This window comes from Candidatus Pantoea gossypiicola (assembly GCF_008632075.1).
GTDB classification, from domain to species: Bacteria; Pseudomonadota; Gammaproteobacteria; order Enterobacterales; family Enterobacteriaceae; genus Pantoea; species Pantoea gossypiicola.
The window spans coordinates 212,153-228,708 of record NZ_VWVM01000002.1 but is presented as its reverse complement, the minus strand read 5'-3'; the positions used below and the strand labels follow the sequence as shown (position 1 = coordinate 228,708).

General features: G+C 58.8%; 14 protein-coding genes. 9 read left to right on the top strand and 5 right to left on the bottom strand.

What is annotated here, in order from left to right; all coding sequences use genetic code 11:
* Nucleotides 1-10 precede the first annotated feature (10 nt).
* The 4 genes from F3I20_RS03390 to F3I20_RS03375 form a co-directional block, all read right to left on the bottom strand.
* Nucleotides 11-376, bottom strand: a complete 366-nt coding sequence (locus tag F3I20_RS03390; RefSeq protein ID WP_150009579.1) for a helix-turn-helix domain-containing protein — start codon at nucleotides 374-376, stop codon at nucleotides 11-13.
* Between the two features lie 34 nt (nucleotides 377-410).
* Nucleotides 411-719: a type II toxin-antitoxin system RelE family toxin gene (locus F3I20_RS03385; protein ID WP_150009923.1), complete on the bottom strand. Its 309-nt coding sequence runs from the start codon at nucleotides 717-719 to the stop codon at nucleotides 411-413.
* 95 nt (nucleotides 720-814) lie between these two features.
* Entirely contained in the window at nucleotides 815-2,203 is a 1,389-nt protein-coding gene (locus F3I20_RS03380) for a CoA transferase (RefSeq protein ID WP_150038168.1), read from the bottom strand.
* Between the two features lie 46 nt (nucleotides 2,204-2,249).
* A complete protein-coding gene (locus F3I20_RS03375) occupies nucleotides 2,250-3,134 on the bottom strand; it encodes a DMT family transporter (RefSeq protein WP_150038167.1) in 885 nt (294 codons plus the stop codon).
* Between the two features lie 172 nt (nucleotides 3,135-3,306).
* On the opposite strand from F3I20_RS03375, the gene F3I20_RS03370 reads away from it, so the two are divergent.
* Nucleotides 3,307-4,032 carry a glutamine amidotransferase gene (locus F3I20_RS03370; RefSeq protein WP_150038166.1) on the top strand — a complete coding sequence of 242 codons (726 nt, stop codon included), beginning with the start codon at nucleotides 3,307-3,309 and terminating at the stop codon, nucleotides 4,030-4,032.
* Here F3I20_RS03370 and F3I20_RS03365 read toward each other — a convergent pair.
* Complete coding sequence (locus F3I20_RS03365; protein WP_150009571.1) at nucleotides 4,020-4,583, bottom strand: class I SAM-dependent methyltransferase; 564 nt, start codon at nucleotides 4,581-4,583, stop codon at nucleotides 4,020-4,022. The two genes, F3I20_RS03370 and F3I20_RS03365, sit on opposite strands and share 13 nt — an antisense overlap.
* Before the next feature lie 233 nt (nucleotides 4,584-4,816).
* On the opposite strand from F3I20_RS03365, the gene exaC reads away from it, so the two are divergent.
* The 8 genes from exaC (at nucleotide 4,817) to tssA (ending at nucleotide 16,495) form a co-directional block, all read left to right on the top strand.
* A complete protein-coding gene (gene exaC / locus F3I20_RS03360; protein ID WP_150009569.1) occupies nucleotides 4,817-6,337 on the top strand; it encodes an acetaldehyde dehydrogenase ExaC in 1,521 nt (506 codons plus the stop codon).
* Between the two features lie 1,035 nt (nucleotides 6,338-7,372).
* Entirely contained in the window at nucleotides 7,373-7,972 is a 600-nt protein-coding gene (locus F3I20_RS03355; protein WP_150038165.1) for an SH3 domain-containing protein, read from the top strand.
* Nucleotides 7,973-7,995: 23 nt separating this feature from the next.
* A complete protein-coding gene (gene tssJ / locus F3I20_RS03350) occupies nucleotides 7,996-8,496 on the top strand; it encodes a type VI secretion system lipoprotein TssJ (protein ID WP_150009565.1) in 501 nt (166 codons plus the stop codon).
* Nucleotides 8,497-8,501: 5 nt separating this feature from the next.
* Complete coding sequence (gene tssK / locus F3I20_RS03345; protein ID WP_013357569.1) at nucleotides 8,502-9,842, top strand: type VI secretion system baseplate subunit TssK; 1,341 nt, start codon at nucleotides 8,502-8,504, stop codon at nucleotides 9,840-9,842.
* A gap of 17 nt (nucleotides 9,843-9,859) precedes the next feature.
* The gene (locus tag F3I20_RS03340) at nucleotides 9,860-11,098 is read left to right on the top strand and encodes a DotU family type VI secretion system protein (protein ID WP_150038164.1); all 1,239 of its coding nucleotides are present in this window, start codon (nucleotides 9,860-9,862) and stop codon (nucleotides 11,096-11,098) included.
* A gap of 3 nt (nucleotides 11,099-11,101) precedes the next feature.
* Nucleotides 11,102-14,731, top strand: coding sequence for a type VI secretion system membrane subunit TssM (gene tssM, locus F3I20_RS03335; protein WP_150038163.1), 3,630 nt, complete (start codon nucleotides 11,102-11,104; stop codon nucleotides 14,729-14,731).
* Nucleotides 14,732-14,745: 14 nt separating this feature from the next.
* The gene (gene tagF / locus F3I20_RS03330) at nucleotides 14,746-15,462 is read left to right on the top strand and encodes a type VI secretion system-associated protein TagF (protein ID WP_013357572.1); all 717 of its coding nucleotides are present in this window, start codon (nucleotides 14,746-14,748) and stop codon (nucleotides 15,460-15,462) included.
* A gap of 10 nt (nucleotides 15,463-15,472) precedes the next feature.
* On the top strand, nucleotides 15,473-16,495 hold the full coding sequence (tssA, locus tag F3I20_RS03325; protein ID WP_150038162.1) for a type VI secretion system protein TssA: 1,023 nt from the start codon (nucleotides 15,473-15,475) through the stop codon (nucleotides 16,493-16,495).
* Nucleotides 16,496-16,556 lie beyond the last annotated feature (61 nt).

The window sequence follows — 16,556 nt, the reverse complement described above, 5'->3', positions numbered from 1 at the left end:
TTCTGAAGGTTTACAGGATCAGTTGCTCGGGTCGGCAGCCATAGAGTTTTGCGAGACGCTCACGCGTCTTTTTCTGCGGCTTACTGTCGGGTCGTTCCAGTTGAGAGATCGCACTCTGCGTGGTGCCTAGCTGTTGAGCCACATCCTGTTGGCTTAAACCCCGCAATATACGCCATGCCGCCTGAAGGCTCACTTCCTGCTCAATCATAATCCCTGTAACGTCATGCGGGATCGTCTCATCATCGTGCTCGTCAGTTTCTACGGGGATCGTTTCCCACGCGTCATCGCTGGCCGAGAGCAGCTTTTCATATTCCGCCACCGGCAAGACCACATACTGAGGTTTGCCTGCTTCATCATAGATGTACTGTTTTGACATAGTTTATCCGGGACTCTGTAAGTCGATGCAGGGGTTATGGATGCGAGTGGTTATAGATGAAACCGCCGGGCATCAATAGACTCTGGTAAGTGACTGACGTTCTTCGGGCTACCTCTGTAATTTCCAGAATCACCGGTTCGCCTCCGGTTAATGTAAAAAGGACGCGGTAGTTGCCAATCCGCAACCGGTAGTGATTATCGCTGCCCTGCATTTTTTTAATATCTAATGTGACGACCGGGAAACTGACCAACTCACCTACCTTCTGGTAAATGATTTTCTGGTAACGTTTATCGATTTTCATAAGATGCTTCAAAGCCCGCCTGGACCAGTCCACCCTGACCATTCCGCACCCCATCTTAATGAACATCGTCCCTGAGTCATGGGCAAATGATAAGATATCAATCTAATGTCATCAAGATGGTTTTTCTAATTATCTAATTATTGGTTCCACCACCTCGCCGGGTGTGAACCCGGCGCACAGCCCGGTGTCGCGCAGAGCTGCGGGGTGCCGGGCAGCCAGGCGGCTGCCCTGAGCCTGACCCCAAACCCCCATGGCGTTAACTCGTAACAGGGCAGGTTATCCTTAACCTGCGGCACAATGCCGGAACCCGCGTGCTCACCGGTGGGATGTTGCTGCAACAGCCACGCGGTGCGTGCCAGCGACAGCCGCACCTGGCTGCCATCTCCTTGCGTAACGCGTCGCCGTAATCCTTCCAGCACGGCGGCCGCCAGCAGATAGCCCGTGGCGTGATCCAGCGCCTGCACCGGCAGCGGAACCGGTTTGTCGCTCTGCTGCCACTGCATGCCGCGTTCAGCAATGCCGCACCCCATCTGCACCAGACTGTCAAAGCCCCGGCGATTGCGCCACGGCCCCTGCCAGCCCCAGGCATTCAGACCGGCATCAACCAGACCGGGTGAGAGTGACTGAAGTGTCTCTGCATCAAACCCCAGCCGTTCCAGTGCATCAGCCCGATAGCCATGCACCAGCACGTCCGCTTCACGCAGCAGGTGGATAAACTGATCGCGATCGGCGGGCTGGGTCAGGTCGAGCACCGCCCGACGTTTGCCGCAGCTCATCTCCTCATCCAGCGTCGGCTCCTGCCAGCCGGGCGGATCGATGCGCAACACACTGGCTCCCAGGCTGGCCAGGAACCGCGTGGCGACCGGCCCGGCAATAATCCGTGTCAGATCCAGTACCCTGATGCCCAGTAACGGACGCGCTTCGGCCAGCGGCCACGCCGGAGCAGGTGCCGCGAGTGTTGTTTTCCAGCTAAACAGCGGCTCATGCTGCACGGCCTGGCCCTGCGGATGCAGCTGCCAGGCGGCGGCACTGCGCATTTCAGCGGCGCAGCCACCGGCATCAATAATCGCCTGCTCCAGTTCGCTGGCCTGCCACTGTTGCACCTGCTGTGCCAGCGCCGCGCGATCGGCGTGCGCGCCCAGCACCTGCTCCATCGCCTGCCGGTGATGCGCGGCGTTGGTGTGCAGGCGGATCCAGCCATCGCGGCTGCGATAGTCACCAGCAAACGCATCCCACATCGCGGGCGCAGCACGGTTCAGCGGAATAAAGCTCTGCTGAAACCAGCGCGACGCCAGGCGTACATTGACGGCGACAGGCGGAGAGCGATATTCAGGGCAGGATGCGGCGATCAGTGCGGCGGTGGCCTGGGTTGCCAGACCGATGCTGGTGGCTGCCAGTTCACTGACGGCAAAAGCAGAAGCGAAGGTGGCGCGATCAAGGAAGGCAGGAAGAGGCAAGGCGTCGTCACGACCCCGCAATCCCTGCTGCATCTGCTGCCAGAGCGCGGCGGCAAGCTGTGAGTCCATGTTGTGCTTCCTGAAAGGGGTGATTTCTCAAGCATAGCACGCAGGATCAACGTCGCCGCAGGCGCGGGAAGCGGGCATGCATCCGCAGGTTTCGCAGGTTGAGCACCGCAATAGCCGTGCCCAGAATCACCAGCGATGCCCCGATAATCTTGAAGCTGTTGAGGCTGTCACCCAGCACGATAATCCCCATCACCACCGATAAAACCGGCGTCAGCAGCGAGTAGGGCATGATCAGATTGACGTTATATTTCTTCAGCAGCATATACCACAGCGTATAGGCCACAATCGACGAGGCGATGGCGCTATAAAGAATGGCAAACCAGCCGCGCCAGCACGCATGCTGCAGCGCATAAAGCTGATGGGATTCCATCACCAGACTGGAGCCACCGACGATGGGAATCGCCAGAAACGCAATCCAGCCGGTCATGGTCAGCGGTTTAATCGGCGGTGACTTTTTCACTATCAGGTTACTGACGGCCCAGCCGGTGGCGCTGCACAACAGCAGACAGAGCACCCACCACGAGGGAATCGTCGGACTACCCGACAGCACCACCACGCCGCTCAGCGAAATCATAATACCCAGCAGCTGCACCAGCTTCAGCTTCTCTTTCAGTACCACCATCGCCAGCAACATCGCAATCGGTGTGCCCAGCTGCACCACAATCGCGCCGGTACCGGCATCGGTATAGCGCAGGCCGACAAACAGCAGCGAGAAATGCATAAAGCCGAAGGTAAAAGCCAGCCACAGCAGCCAGGGCAACTGCTGACGGTTAATACGGCAGAACGGCACCAGCACGATGGCGACGACCACAAAGCGCATAAACGTCAGAAACAGCGGCGGCAGCTCCAGCAGGCCCCATTTCACCGCCACGTTGTTGAAGGCCCAGATAGAAACCACCATCAGAATCAGAAAAAAATGCCGCACAGCCACGATAATATCCTTTTGATGATTTTTGCTTAGCCCGCTAATGATGGCACGAACTGCGGCACTCCAGCCAATCGCAGTGAGAAATTTTCTGCGATGGCGGTGCAGCCTGATGAGACTTTCGGGCGCGATGCTGGCAGACTGATTTGAAACGACTTCTTAAAGGAACCGATTCGGTATGACCTATACGTCCGCCTTACCCCTTGCGTTAATTCAGCTTGAAGTCCCGCCTGCAAACGTTGTTTCAGAGATTGGTGAACAGCCGCGCTGGTTTATTGATGCACTGAATCTGCAACCCGATGAGTACCTGATTGTGCGGCCCCATCTGGGCGAAGCGTTACCCGATTTTGACAGGATTTCCGGCGCGATCCTCAGTGGTTCCTGGGCGATGGTCACCGATCACGCCGACTGGAGTGAGCGCAGCGCCGCCTGGGTCAGAGCGGCGATTGATCAGGGGCTGCCGCTGCTCGGTGTCTGTTACGGCCATCAGCTGATGGCCTATGCGCTGGGCGGTGAAGTGGCAGACAATCCCAGCGGCTGGGAACGCGGTCTGTTACCCATTCGCTGCTCTGATCAGGCCCAGTGCGACCCGCTGCTGCAGAAGCTGCCCGCCGACTTCAGCGTCTGGCTGTCGCATCGTCAGTCGGTTGTCAGCGCGCCGTCCGGGGTGCAGGTGCTGGCGGCTTCTGCGCGCGATGGTTGTCAGATTGTGCGTTATTCACCGCAGGCGCTCTCGGTACAGTTTCATCCCGAGTTTTCACGGCACATTATGAGTGTCTGTACGCCGCCAGGCTGCAAAGAGGATGGGGCCAACGAGATTGAGGGCAAAGACTGGGCGCGCGAGTTGCTGGTGACGTTCTGGCAACAGACGCGCCCGGCAGTGGATCGTGCTCAGGGCGCGTAGTGACGCGTGCAGCGATAGACCCAGGCGGGTGGCACGTTTTTCAGCACCCGCTGGCGCTCCCAGGTGAAGTAACGCGACAGATCCGGCTGGGTCAGCGAGGTGTACTGAAACTGGACAAAAACGCCGTCCGGGCCAAGGGCGTTATAGACCGCTCGCAGAATGGCTTCACGCAGTTCGGGCGGTAATGAGAGCAGCGGCAGGCCGGAGAAGATCACGTCATAGTTGCCGTTCAGATACTCCGCAGAACAGGTACGCACGGTCATGCGCGGATCCTCCAGCGCGGTTAGCTTGTCTGCCAGCGTAGTGCTGATTTCAAAGGCATCAAGCGTGGCGTCGGGTGACATCTGTGCCAGTATCTGTCGGGTCAGTACGCCATCGCCTGCACCAAGTTCCGCGATGCGTGACGCTTCAGGCCATTTCACCGATGTAATCATCGTCCGGCACAACGCCTCTGACGAGGGGGTAATGCTGCCCATCTTGCGCGGATTGCGGATAAACTGATGCACGAAATTGGCTTTAGCGCGCATCTGGGTAAAAGCTGAAGCCAGCATGCTTATCTCCGGAATGAATTCATCCTCAGGTTGACCCCCTTTGTGCCGCACAAGTTTCTCGCTGACTACGCTTTCGGGGAAAAGTCGGAATTTTCTCTAAGCGCAGCGTAAACGCCTATTCCTTCGGGGCGGTCACAGTTTCCGGTTAACAGACCTGACAGGCTCACAATGATCCTTCATGTTAATAATAAGTTTCATCATTGTTACGTCAGTCACCTGTCAGGAGAATGATCATGCGTTACGCTGCCCCCGGAGAACAGGGTTCTCTGATTACGCTACAGAAGAATTATGGCAACTTCATTAATGGTGAATTCGTCGCGCCGGTGAAGGGTAACTACTTTACTAACACCTCGCCGGTAAACGGCTCGGCGGCCGGTGAGTTTCCGCGCTCAGACGGAGCCGATGTGGATAACGCGGTGGCCGCCGCAGCCGCCGCAGCGGATGCATGGGGCAAAACCTCACCGCAACAACGCGCGCTGCTGCTACTGAAAATTGCCGATCGGCTGGAACAGCATCTGGAGACCATGGCGGTCTATGAAACCTGGGATAACGGTAAACCGGTGCGCGAAACGCTGGCGGCTGATATGCCGCTGGCGGTCGATCACTTCCGCTACTTTGCCGGTTGCGTCCGGGCGCAGGAGGGCAGCGCGGCAGAGATTGATGAGTTCACCGCCGCCTACCATTTCCATGAGCCGCTGGGCGTGGTGGCGCAGATTATCCCCTGGAACTTCCCGTTGTTAATGGCGGCCTGGAAACTGGCCCCGGCGCTGGGCGCAGGGAACTGCGTGGTGCTGAAACCGGCTGAACAGACGCCGCTGTCGATCACCATCTTTGTCGATCTGATTAAAGATTTGCTGCCGCCGGGCGTGCTGAATGTGGTGCACGGCTTTGGTAAAGAGGCAGGGGAAGCGCTGGCGTCCCATCCCGGTATCGCCAAGGTCGCCTTTACCGGCTCTACCGCTACCGGCGGGCACATTCTGGAGCTGGCCGCCAAAAGTCTGATCCCCTCGACGGTCGAACTGGGTGGCAAGTCACCGAACATCTTCTTTGAAGACATCATGCAGGCGGAGGAGAGCTTTATTGAGAAAGCGGCCGAAGGCGTGGTGTTGGGCTTCCTGAATCAGGGTGAAGTCTGTACCTGTCCATCGCGTGCGCTGGTGCAGGAGTCGATCTACGAGCCGTTTATGGCAGCCGTAATGAAGCGGGTAAAAACCATCAAACGCGGTGACCCGCTCGACACCGATACCATGGTAGGCGCGCAGGCCTCGCAGCAGCAGTTCGATAAAATCCTCTCTTATCTTGAGGTGGCACGGCAAGAGGGCGCAGAAGTGCTGGTGGGCGGCGGCGTAGAGAAGCTGGATGACTCACTCAACAGCGGCTACTACATCCAGCCAACCCTGCTGAAAGGTAACAACAGCATGCGGGTTTTCCAGGAGGAGATCTTTGGCCCGGTGATCGGCATCACTACTTTTAAAGATGAGGCGGAAGCGATCAGCATCGCCAACGACTCGATTTATGGCCTGGGTGCCGGCGTCTGGACCCGCGATATCAACCGTGCCTATCGGGTGGGCAGGGCAATCAAAGCGGGGCGCGTCTGGACAAACTGTTATCACCTCTATCCGGCGCACGCTGCCTTTGGCGGGTACAAAAAATCGGGCATCGGGCGTGAAACCCATAAAATGATGCTCGATCACTATCAGCAGACGAAAAACCTGCTGGTCAGCTACAGCATCGAACCGCTGGGCTTCTTCTGATGATCGCTTAATGCGGCACGCTCTCTCACTAAACCACGCTACGGCGTGGTTTTTTTATGCTCTGTCGGGGTTGTGAGCTGCTGATTAAGCGAGCCGGTAAAGCACAATTAATCAGTCTGTTCTTAAAGCGGGCCTGTCCTGCTTCACGCTTCGCTTATTGCGTCTTAATCGCTATCCCTTCTCTGTCTGCGCCACGCCAGGCGCATGGCTGCTTAACCATCTGATAATCAGGCATTTATCGCGCTGCTGGCTGACGCAAAGCGCTGAGTATGGCTGCCTGCACGATATGAACTTCTTTTGATTTGGCTTAAATCAGAACCATTTAAAACATGAGTGCTTTTAATGCCATTCTCAGAACAAACTTATTTATGTGCAAAAATACTTCATACTTTCGCATGTTGCTAAGATTAGTCCTAACCGAGTGCTTAAAAGTAACTCCTATTTGTATTAACTTAATTAGTTAAACTTTACTTAAGTAAATTCTTGTGAAAGTGGGCCGTTGAAATTTTGTCAATCTTCTGTAAACTCGCAGCTAATATTTACACATGGATTGTAATTTCAGACCCACGGGCAGGATCTACCTGACTCGTGCGGTAGCTATGAAATTTCTCTAAAGTTATAACGCATTGAAAATAAAGCAATATAATGAAAATTATTCGGGCGTAATGTGTCATTTCTTACTGCCGGATAATTGACTCACTGTTATCGGCTTAATTCAATGCGACGGTTTTTCGACCAGGGATGGCATAAGGAAAGCTTGGGTTTACCCCACCTTATTAAATTTGCCGGGAAAAAATTGATCATGTTTCTGATCGTTGTTTGCCAGGTCAGATTCCTTCCTTTTCCCGTTTACGTCCCCGATGTTGCTTTTTTATACTTAACTTTTGCTGATCGGTTAACGCTTCGCAGCAAGACGCTTAGGCGCTTTTTGTTTAAGGATTATTTTTTAATCTGGCACTAAGTGGCTTCCTGCGCAGATGACATCTCTGATTTTCATTACTGACACCCGGCCTCTGGCCACTCTCCAAGGTATGAATGGAACACAACATGAAAAAAATGGTGAAGCTCCGCGTTGCGTTAGGCCTGATGTTTGTTTTTTCAGTCGCCGGTTGTAAAACCCCGCCAAAAATGACCGATGACACCCTGGTCACCACCACGGTGGACGGTGTGGCGATCAGTCACCGTTATGCCGTAAAACCGCCAGCGCAATTCAGCCCGGTCAATGAAACCTATCGCGCGCTCTATCCCGGCTCGGTGATGAGCCAGCCAGGTTACGGCGGCAAGGTGGTAGAGACGCTGAAAACCGGCGAAAGCTACACCGTGATTGGTCAGGTCGAGAACAACTGGCTGGCGCTGGGTGAACCTGCTCAGGCCGCAGCAGAAGCTAAGCCGGACAGCGCCACCGCTGCCGTGAAAGATGCCGTTCATCCTGCCGCGCCGCAGGCAACCGTCCAGCTGACAGGCTATGTGCCATTCCGCGCCGTGGTGAAAAGCGCACTCTACGACCAGACCGTTAAAGCCGATCAGCCGAAACGCCGCGTGCGCAGCAGCAGCAAGAAAAAAACCTGCGTCGCGGTTAACGGTGACAGCACCGCCTGTCAGAACAGCACTAACGGAACCTGGATCATTAACTAATCGCACTGAGCAGGGAGGGCTGGATGATGAGAACAACACAACTGCGCGGTGGGCTGATCGTACTGCTGGTGTGGCTGCTGGCGGCCTGCAGTAGCAGCAACAGCACGCCGCCGGTGGCTTACTACAACCTGGATGTGCAGGGGCAGAATCAGCTGAACGGCGGTGCGCCGCTGAAGGTCCGTGTGGTGTTACTGAGTTCCGATGCGGAGTTCATGTCAGCAGACTTCTACTCCCTGCAAAACCAGTCCGCAACGGTGCTGGGCAGTGCGCAGCTTAACACCCAGCAATTCTTCCTGACGCCAGAGCAGCGCAGCAAAACGCTGCGGATTAAGAGCCTGCCTGAGGCGCGCTTCATCGGCATCATGGCGGAATATCAGGCGCTGGATGGCAAGGTATGGCGACTGTCGCTGCCGGTTCCCGAAGCGGAGTCGCCCTCATTCTGGGCATTCTGGCAACGTGACGATAGCGAGCTGAATGCGCGCATCGTGGCGGGAATGAATGGCCTTCGCGTGGAAAAACAGTGATGCCGATGAACAGAGCCGAAAAGGTCGTCTGGACCGAAGGGATGTTTCTGCGTCCTCACCATTTCCAGCAGTCAGAAAATTATCTTCTCAGCACCCTGCGTGAATGGGGTCAGTCACAGCGCGTCTACACCTGGGGCTTTTACGATCTTGAGTTTGATGAAGCGCTGCTGCGTCAGGGCAAACTGGCACTGAGCGCGGCCAGCGGCTGTCTGCCAGACGGCACGTTTTTCGCCTTCAGCCAGCCACAGCATGGCCCGGCACCGCTTGATCTGCCGGCCTCAGTAGACCGCAGCAAAGTGGTGCTGGCGATACCGACCCGGCGCAATGGCCGCGAAGCCGTCGCCTTCCAGGAGTCGCAGGATTCTCTGGCGCGCTATCTGGCCTGGGAAGCGGAAGTGGAAGATGACAACGCCCAGGCCGTGGGCAGCGCGACGGTACAGTTCGGCAAGCTGCGCCTGCGGCTGATGCTGGAGCAGGATCTGACCGCCGAGTGGACCGCAATGGGCGTGGCGCAGGTAATAGAAAAACGCAGCGACAACCATATCCGGCTCGACAGCGACTACATCCCGCCGATGCTGACCCTGAACAGCAGCCGTCCGCTGCAAAACATGTTTAACGACCTGCACGGGCTGATCCAGCAGCGCAGCCAGCAGCTGAGTCAGCGTGCACCCGGCACCGGCCGCTTCAACAGCGCCGACATGGTCGATTTTATGCTGCTGGCGCTGCTCAATCGTCAGCTTGGCCTGCACAGCCATCTGCAACATCTGCCGCTGCTGCATCCTGAAACCCTCTATAGCCACTGGCTGCAACTGGCCGCAGAGCTGAGTACCTGGACGCCCGCGCGCGCGCCGGAAGGACTGCCGCTCTACGATCATGATGACCTGCATAACTGCTTCAGCCGTCTGTCGCTGCTGCTGCGTCAGGGTCTGTCGCAGGTGATGGAGGAGAGCGCCATTCAGCTGCCGCTGACGCAGCGTTCGCACGGCCTGAACGTCGCAACCGTGCCGGAGAGCAGCATGGTGCATGAGTTCGGCTTTGTGCTGGCGGTGAAAGCCAGCGTGCCGGCCGACACCCTGAAAACCCATTTCCCGGCCCAGATGAAAGTCGCGCCGGTCAGCAAAATCCGCGATCTGGTGCAGCTGCAGTTGCCGGGTCTGGCTCTTCGGGCGATGCCCGGCGCGCCGCCGCAGATCCCGTGGCATGCCGGATACAGCTATTTCGAACTGGATAAGAACAGCGAGCTATGGAAAGAGATGGAGCGCTCAGGCGCTTTTGCGCTGCACCTTGCCGGTGAGTTTCCGGGCCTGAACATGGAGTTCTGGGCCATCCGCAGTCAGTCAGAATAATAAACTGAGCACGCAGCATGATGCAGGAACAACAACATTCACACAGCGATCTTGCGCCGGATGCCAGCCACCAGAATGTGCTGGTCGCGGCGGCCAACCCCCTGATTAACGCGATTCCACAGATCCGCCATTCGGTGTCGCATGAAGACCCGGCGCAACTGCGTCAGCAGCTGATCGACCAGATCCGCCGCTTTGAGCTGAGCTGCCAGCAGTCGGGCCTCGGCTACGAAGTGATCATCGGCGCGCGCTACTGTCTCTGTACCGCGCTGGATGAGGCGGCGGCGCTGACGCCGTGGGGCAGTCGCGGCGTCTGGACCAGCAACGGTCTGCTGGTCACCTTTCACAACGAAACCTGGGGCGGCGAGAAGTTTTTCCAGTTGCTGGCGAAGCTATCGCAAAACCCAAGACGTCACATTCTGATGCTGGAGCTGATCTACTTCTGCCTGCTGCTGGGGTTCGAAGGACGCTACCGGGTGCTGGACAATGGCCGCTCGCAGCTTGAGACCATCAAACAGCGCCTGCTGCAGATGATCAAAAGCGTGCGCGGCAGTTACGCCGCGGCGCTGTCACCGCATCCCACCGATCAGCCGGTGCTGCGCAAGCTGTGGCGGCCGATGATCCCGCTGTGGGCCTGCGCCGCAGTCGCCGGGCTGGCCGCCTGTCTGTTCTACATCGTGCTCAACTGGCGTCTGGGCGATTACACCTCGCCGGTGCTGGCCCGCATCTATCAGACGGCGCTGCCGGAAGTGAAGATCGGCAACCCGGCACCGCCTCCGCCTGCCACGCTCAACCTGCGCGCCTTCCTGAAGCCGGAAATTGATGCCGGACTGGTGGCGGTGCGTGATGAAGCGGACCGCAGCGTGGTGACGCTGAAAGGGGATGGGCTGTTTGCTTCGGCGGCGACCGAGGTGCGCGGCGGCTACATTGACGTGATCCAGCGCATCGCGGCGGCCATGAACAATGTGAGCGGCCAGATTCAGGTGATTGGCTACAGCGACAACGTGCCGATCCGCAGTGCGCGCTTTGCCTCTAACTTTGAGCTGTCGCTGGCGCGCGCCCGTTCGGTGCAGACCCTGCTGCAACAGCAGCTGACGCAGCCGTCACGGGTGAAAGCGGAAGGGCGCGGCGAGAGCAATCCGCTGGTGCCAAACACCAGTGCAGAGAATCGCGCGCGTAACCGTCGTGTTGAAATCACGTTACTGGTTGCGCCGGATGCGACGCATGCCGAACTCAACGGCCTGGCGAGAGGGAACTGATCCATGCTGAATATTCTGTTTGCAGTGCTGACCAGCCGCCTTGCGTGGGGCTTTGTCGGCATCACTGCGCTCTCATTTATTATCTGGGTGATTGGCCCGGTCTTCTCTATCGTGGATTCGCGGCCGCTTGAGCCAGAACAGAACCGCATGATCAGTATCGCGCTGCTTTATCTGGTCTGGGGCCTGGGGCAGGCGATCCCGCGGCTCTATAATTACTGGCTTAACCGCAAGCTGATGTCGAGTCTGGAAACCGGCAAAAGCGATGCGCCGGAAGCCGATCGTCAGCGTCTGACCAGTGAAGAGCAGGTGCTGGCGGGCCGTTTCTCCGAAGCGACTGAAATGCTGAGAAAAGCGCACTTCCAGCGCCACAGCAGCAAAGGGACGCCGTTCTGGGCGCAGCGCTTTGGTCGTCAATTCCTCTATCAACTGCCGTGGTACATGATCATCGGCGCACCCGGTGCCGGTAAAACCACCGCGCTGGTCAACTCGGGCCTGCAGTTCCCGCTGGCGGATAAGTTTGGTAAGTCGGCCCTGCGCGGCATTGGCGGCACCCGCAACTGCGACTGGTGGTTTACTAACGACGCGGTGCTGCTCGATACCGCCGGGCGCTACAGCACCCAGGAGAGTCAGCAGGAGCGCGATGCCAGCGAATGGCACCATTTCCTCGACCTGCTGCGTAAATATCGCGGACGTCAGCCGATCAACGGCGTCATCGTCACGCTGAGCGTCTCCGATCTGCTGAGCCAGTCGCCCGAGGCACTGCGCAACCAGGCGCTGGCGCTGCGTCAGCGCCTGATGGAGCTGCACGATCGTCTCGGCATCCGTTTCCCGGTCTACGTGCTGGTCACCAAAGCGGACCTGCTCAAAGGCTTCCGCAGCTACTTCGCCTCGCTGGATAAAGCGCAGCGTGAGCAGATCTGGGGATTTACATTCCCGTGGGCGAAGGCATCCGCTGCTGATTTTGAGCTGAACAGCCAGTTCCAGCAGGAGTATTCACTGCTGCAACAGCGACTCGATGCCGGACTGGCCGATCGCCTGCTGACGGAGAGCGACGCGCAGGCGCGGGCAGAAAGCTATCTCTTCCCGCAGGAGTTTGCTGCGCTGCGTCCACTGCTGGCCGACGCGCTCGACACGCTGTTTGCCCGCTCCGATTTTGAAACCCAGTTCGCACCACGCGGCATCTACTTTGCCAGCGGCACCCAGGAAGGTCTGCCGTTTGACCGGGTAATGGGCGAGCTGAACCGCGCCCTGAATCTGCCAGGCCAGCAGGCAGGCGAATCGGGCAGCTGGGATCAGGTCGATAAAGACGCCCCGATTCCGCAGAACAAAGGGCAGAGCTTCTTCCTGAAAGGCGTGCTGGAAAATGTGATTTTCCAGGAGTCGGGTCTGGCGGGCAGCAACCGCTGGTGGGAGCTGCGCAACCGCGCCGGACTCTGGTCAGGCTATCTGGCGCTGCTGTTGCTGCTACTGGTCGCGGGCGGACTGTGGCTCACCAGCTACAGCAAGAACAAAGCCTATCTGCAGGAGATGGCCGCTAAAGCGCCGCAGGTGGAGCAGCTGGGCGACCAGCTTCAGAAGCAGGTCAACGGCGATCTCTTTGCGCTGGTGCCTTATCTCAACACCCTGTTGCACCTGCCGGAAAGCGCCGACTTCTCGCTGGAATCGCCGCCGCTGACCCGCCGTATGGGCCTTTATCGTGGCACCGAGGTCAGCGATGCGACGCGTGCGCTCTACGACAAAGCGCTGAAGCAGCTTCTGTTGCCGCAGGTAGCGCAGAACATCACCCGCTGGCTGCGCAATGACAATGGCAGCGACGCTGACTACAGCTATGAAGCGCTGAAGGCGTATCAGATGCTCTACCAGCCGAAGCACTACGATGGCAAGTTCCTGCAGGCGTGGCTGATGCTTAACCTGTCGCGCGAGCTGCCGCAGAACGTGACGCAGCAGCAGGTAAAACAGCTGGCGTGGCATCTGCAACAGCTGCTGGAGACGCAGATTCACTCGTCGCCGTATGCGAAGGATGACGCACTGGTAAAGCGCGAACAGGCGCTGATTAATCAGATGCCGCTGTCACAGCGCGTCTATGGACGGCTGAAGCGCCTGCTGCAACGTGATGACAGCCTGCAGACGGTGACGCTGGCGGCGCTGGGTGGTCCCCAGAGCGAGCTGGTGTTTTCCCGCAAAAGCGGTAAATCGGTTAATGACGGTGTGGCAGGTCTCTATACGCCGGACGGCTACTGGCAGCATGTGGACAAGCAGATGGGTCCGGTCACGCAGGCGCTTTATCAGGACGATCTCTGGGTACTGGACGGCGCTGCGCCGCAGCAGAAAAGTGAGCAGACCGATCTTGCAGTGCGTCAGCTCTATGTGCAGGACTATATCCGGCAGTGGGAGCTGTTTCTGAGCGATATCCAGCTCAACAGCAGTGCCGATCTCTCGCAGCGTATTAACACCGCGCGCTTGCTGTCGGGCAACCACTCGCCGCTGCGCCAGCTGGTGATCAACCTCAGTAACCTGCTGACGCTGAACCGGGCGCAGCCCGATGAGAAAACCGCGCAGGCGGCAAAGCCGTCGGATAACAGCGCCACCCGCACCCTTGAAGCGCTGTTTACCTCGCCTGAAGCGGCTGCGGCGCGTGGGCAGGCGGCAGCGCAGGCGTCACCGGAGCAGGCGGTTGCCGTGCATTTTGCGCCTGTGCTTGAGCTGGCTCAGCCATTACAGCAGGGCAGCAAGGTGCTGGCGGTGGATGACTTCCTGCATCAGATTGACGATCTCTATCGCTACCTCACGGCGGTGCAGGATGCCGCCAACAGCGGGATGCCGCCACCGGCCAGCGATGCGATCAGTCGTTTGCAGGCCAGCGCCGGACGTCTGCCCGGTTCGCTGCAGAATATGGTCTCCAGTATGGCGGTCGGGGCGAGCAGCGATGCGCAGCGCCGCGACATGGATAACGTCCGTAAACGCATCACTATGGAAGTGGGCAGTTTCTGTCGTCAGGCGATCGCCGGTCGTTATCCGCTGGTGCGCTCCGCGCGCAGTGAAGTCACACCCGACGATCTGGCACGGATGTTCGCCCCCGGTAGCGGCATGATGGACAGCTTCTTCCGCGACAACCTGGCCAGCAAAGTCGACACCACCAACGCCTCATGGCGCTTTACGCCGGGTATCGACGGCAAAACGCTGCCGGGCGGCGAAGCGCTGCTGCGTCCTTTCCAGCAGGCGCAGTCAATTCGTGATGCGTTCTTTGCCAACGGTGCGACTACGCCAGGCTTCCGCGTCACGCTGCGCACCGTAAAAATGGACAACGACATTCTTAACCTGACGCTGGATGTGGATGGACAGCAATTGCGTTACTCCCACGGGCCGCAGGCAGTACAGATGGTCAGCTGGCCCGGTCCGGGCGGCACCAGCCAGGTACGAATGCAGCTGGGCCTGACCAACGGCACCACCTCAACGCTGGTCACCAGTGGGCCTTGGGCACTCAATCGCTTCTTCGACCGCGCCCGTGTTACCGCGGCCGGCGGCCTGACCCGCGAAGCCACGTTCAGCGTGGAGGGGCATCAGGTCACGCTGTCGTTCACCCCTGGCAGCATTCGTAACCCGTTCCAGCTTCCCGGCTTTAGCTGCCCCTGAAACAGGACCCGACAATGACTCATTACGCTGCACCCTGCTGGTACGGCAAATTGCCCAGCGCGGGTGACTTTGTGAAGCGCCGCTTTCCTGACGTCCTCTATCGCCAATGGTCCAGCTGGTTTCAGGTGGGCCTGCATCACTGGCAGAGCAGTCAGGAGGGGGATAACGCGCCGTCGCGCCCGTTCCTCAACGCGCCGGTCTGGAATTTTGTGGTGCCGCCGATGCTGGGCAGTCAGCTGATCCAGATGGGCTGCCTGATTGCGGCACGGGACAGCGTGGGACGTAACTACCCGCTCTGCGCGCTGCGTCACTTCACCCCCGCCGAGTGGTCGCCGGCCCTGCTGGCACGCTCCGGCGAGTGGTATCAGCAGGTGGGCAATACGCTGCTGCGGGTGGTGCAGGGCGGCGGGTCGCCGGAGCAGCTGGATCAGGCACTGATCAGCATTCCGCAGCCGCAACCGCCGCAGGAGACGGGTGAGCCGTCAGATATCCTCAACGTTATCGGGCATGGCGATACGCCTTCCACACTGAACTGGACGCTGCCGGGCGAGAACTTCGACCCGCAGTTTTACACCAGTTTCTGGTGGACTAATCAGAGCGACGGGTTCCCGCTTTATACCCAGGTCCATAGCGGTAACTTCACCGCGCAGCTCTTTTCATTGCTGTTTGATCCGGCCGGAGGGGCAAAGCCGGGACGAAACGGACTTTATCCCCCGATGTTTGAATCCTGAGGCGACACCCATGACGATGAATACAGAGGCTTTGCTATCTCCGGTCAGTGATGACAATCCCGGTGGCGATAACCTGGAGTACGACGCTGATTTTCAGGCGATGGAGCAGGCCAGTGCCGGTAAAGCCGAACAGCAGTTCGGCAACACCATCATTCCGGCCGAACCCGCCGACTGGAACAAAGTTGAGAAGCTGGCGATAGCGCTGCTGGCCCGCAGTAAAGATTTACGGGTGATGCTGGCGCTGACCCACGCCTGGACGGAGCTGAAAGGGCTGCCGGGCTATGCGCAGGGCCTGAAGCTGATTGAACAGGCGCTGCTGCTCTACTGGGAACCGCTGTGGCCCCGGCTGGAAGAGTACGGCGAGCAGGACCCGTTCTACCGCATTAATGCCCTGGCGCTGCTGGGTGACAAGACGGAACTCAGTGGCGCGGTGCGTCAGTGCTGGCTGCTGCGCTACCCGTCCGACTGCATCACGCTGCGCGATGCGGCCGCCCTGTGCGACGGCAGCAAAACCGAGGTGGCGGACTACCCTGGTGGCCTGCCGCGTCTGATCGATGAACTGGCGCGCGGCGACCAGCCCGGTATTGAGGCGGTGCTGCAGATTCATGAGCGGCTGCAGACCATCTGTGAAACCGTGGCCGAACGGCTGGGCGACGCGGCGGTGCCGGAACTGGCCCTGCTGCGCAGACAGATTGCGCTGATCGCCGAACGCTGCCAGGCCACCGACATCAGCCAGTTGATTCCTGCCGCAGCGGCGGAACAATCCGCAGAAGCGGCGGCCCCGGCGGCGGTCGCAGCGGTGCCGCGCGCGGCCGCGGACTGGCGCACGGTACAGATCAGTTCCCGCGCCGATGCCCAGCTGATGCTGGAGAAAGTGAAGCTCTATTTTACCCAACATGAGCCGAGTCATCCCGCTCCGCTGATGATCGACCGGGTGCAGCGCTTAATCGAGCGCGACTTCCTGGAGATCATCCGCGAGCTGGCACCCGATGGCGTGCATCAGCTGGAAACCATTTTCGGACGTCGCGACTAAGCAGGCGTGACCCACTCACACAGCGGGACCTGCGCGCCTGCTGTGACACATTATCCGCGCA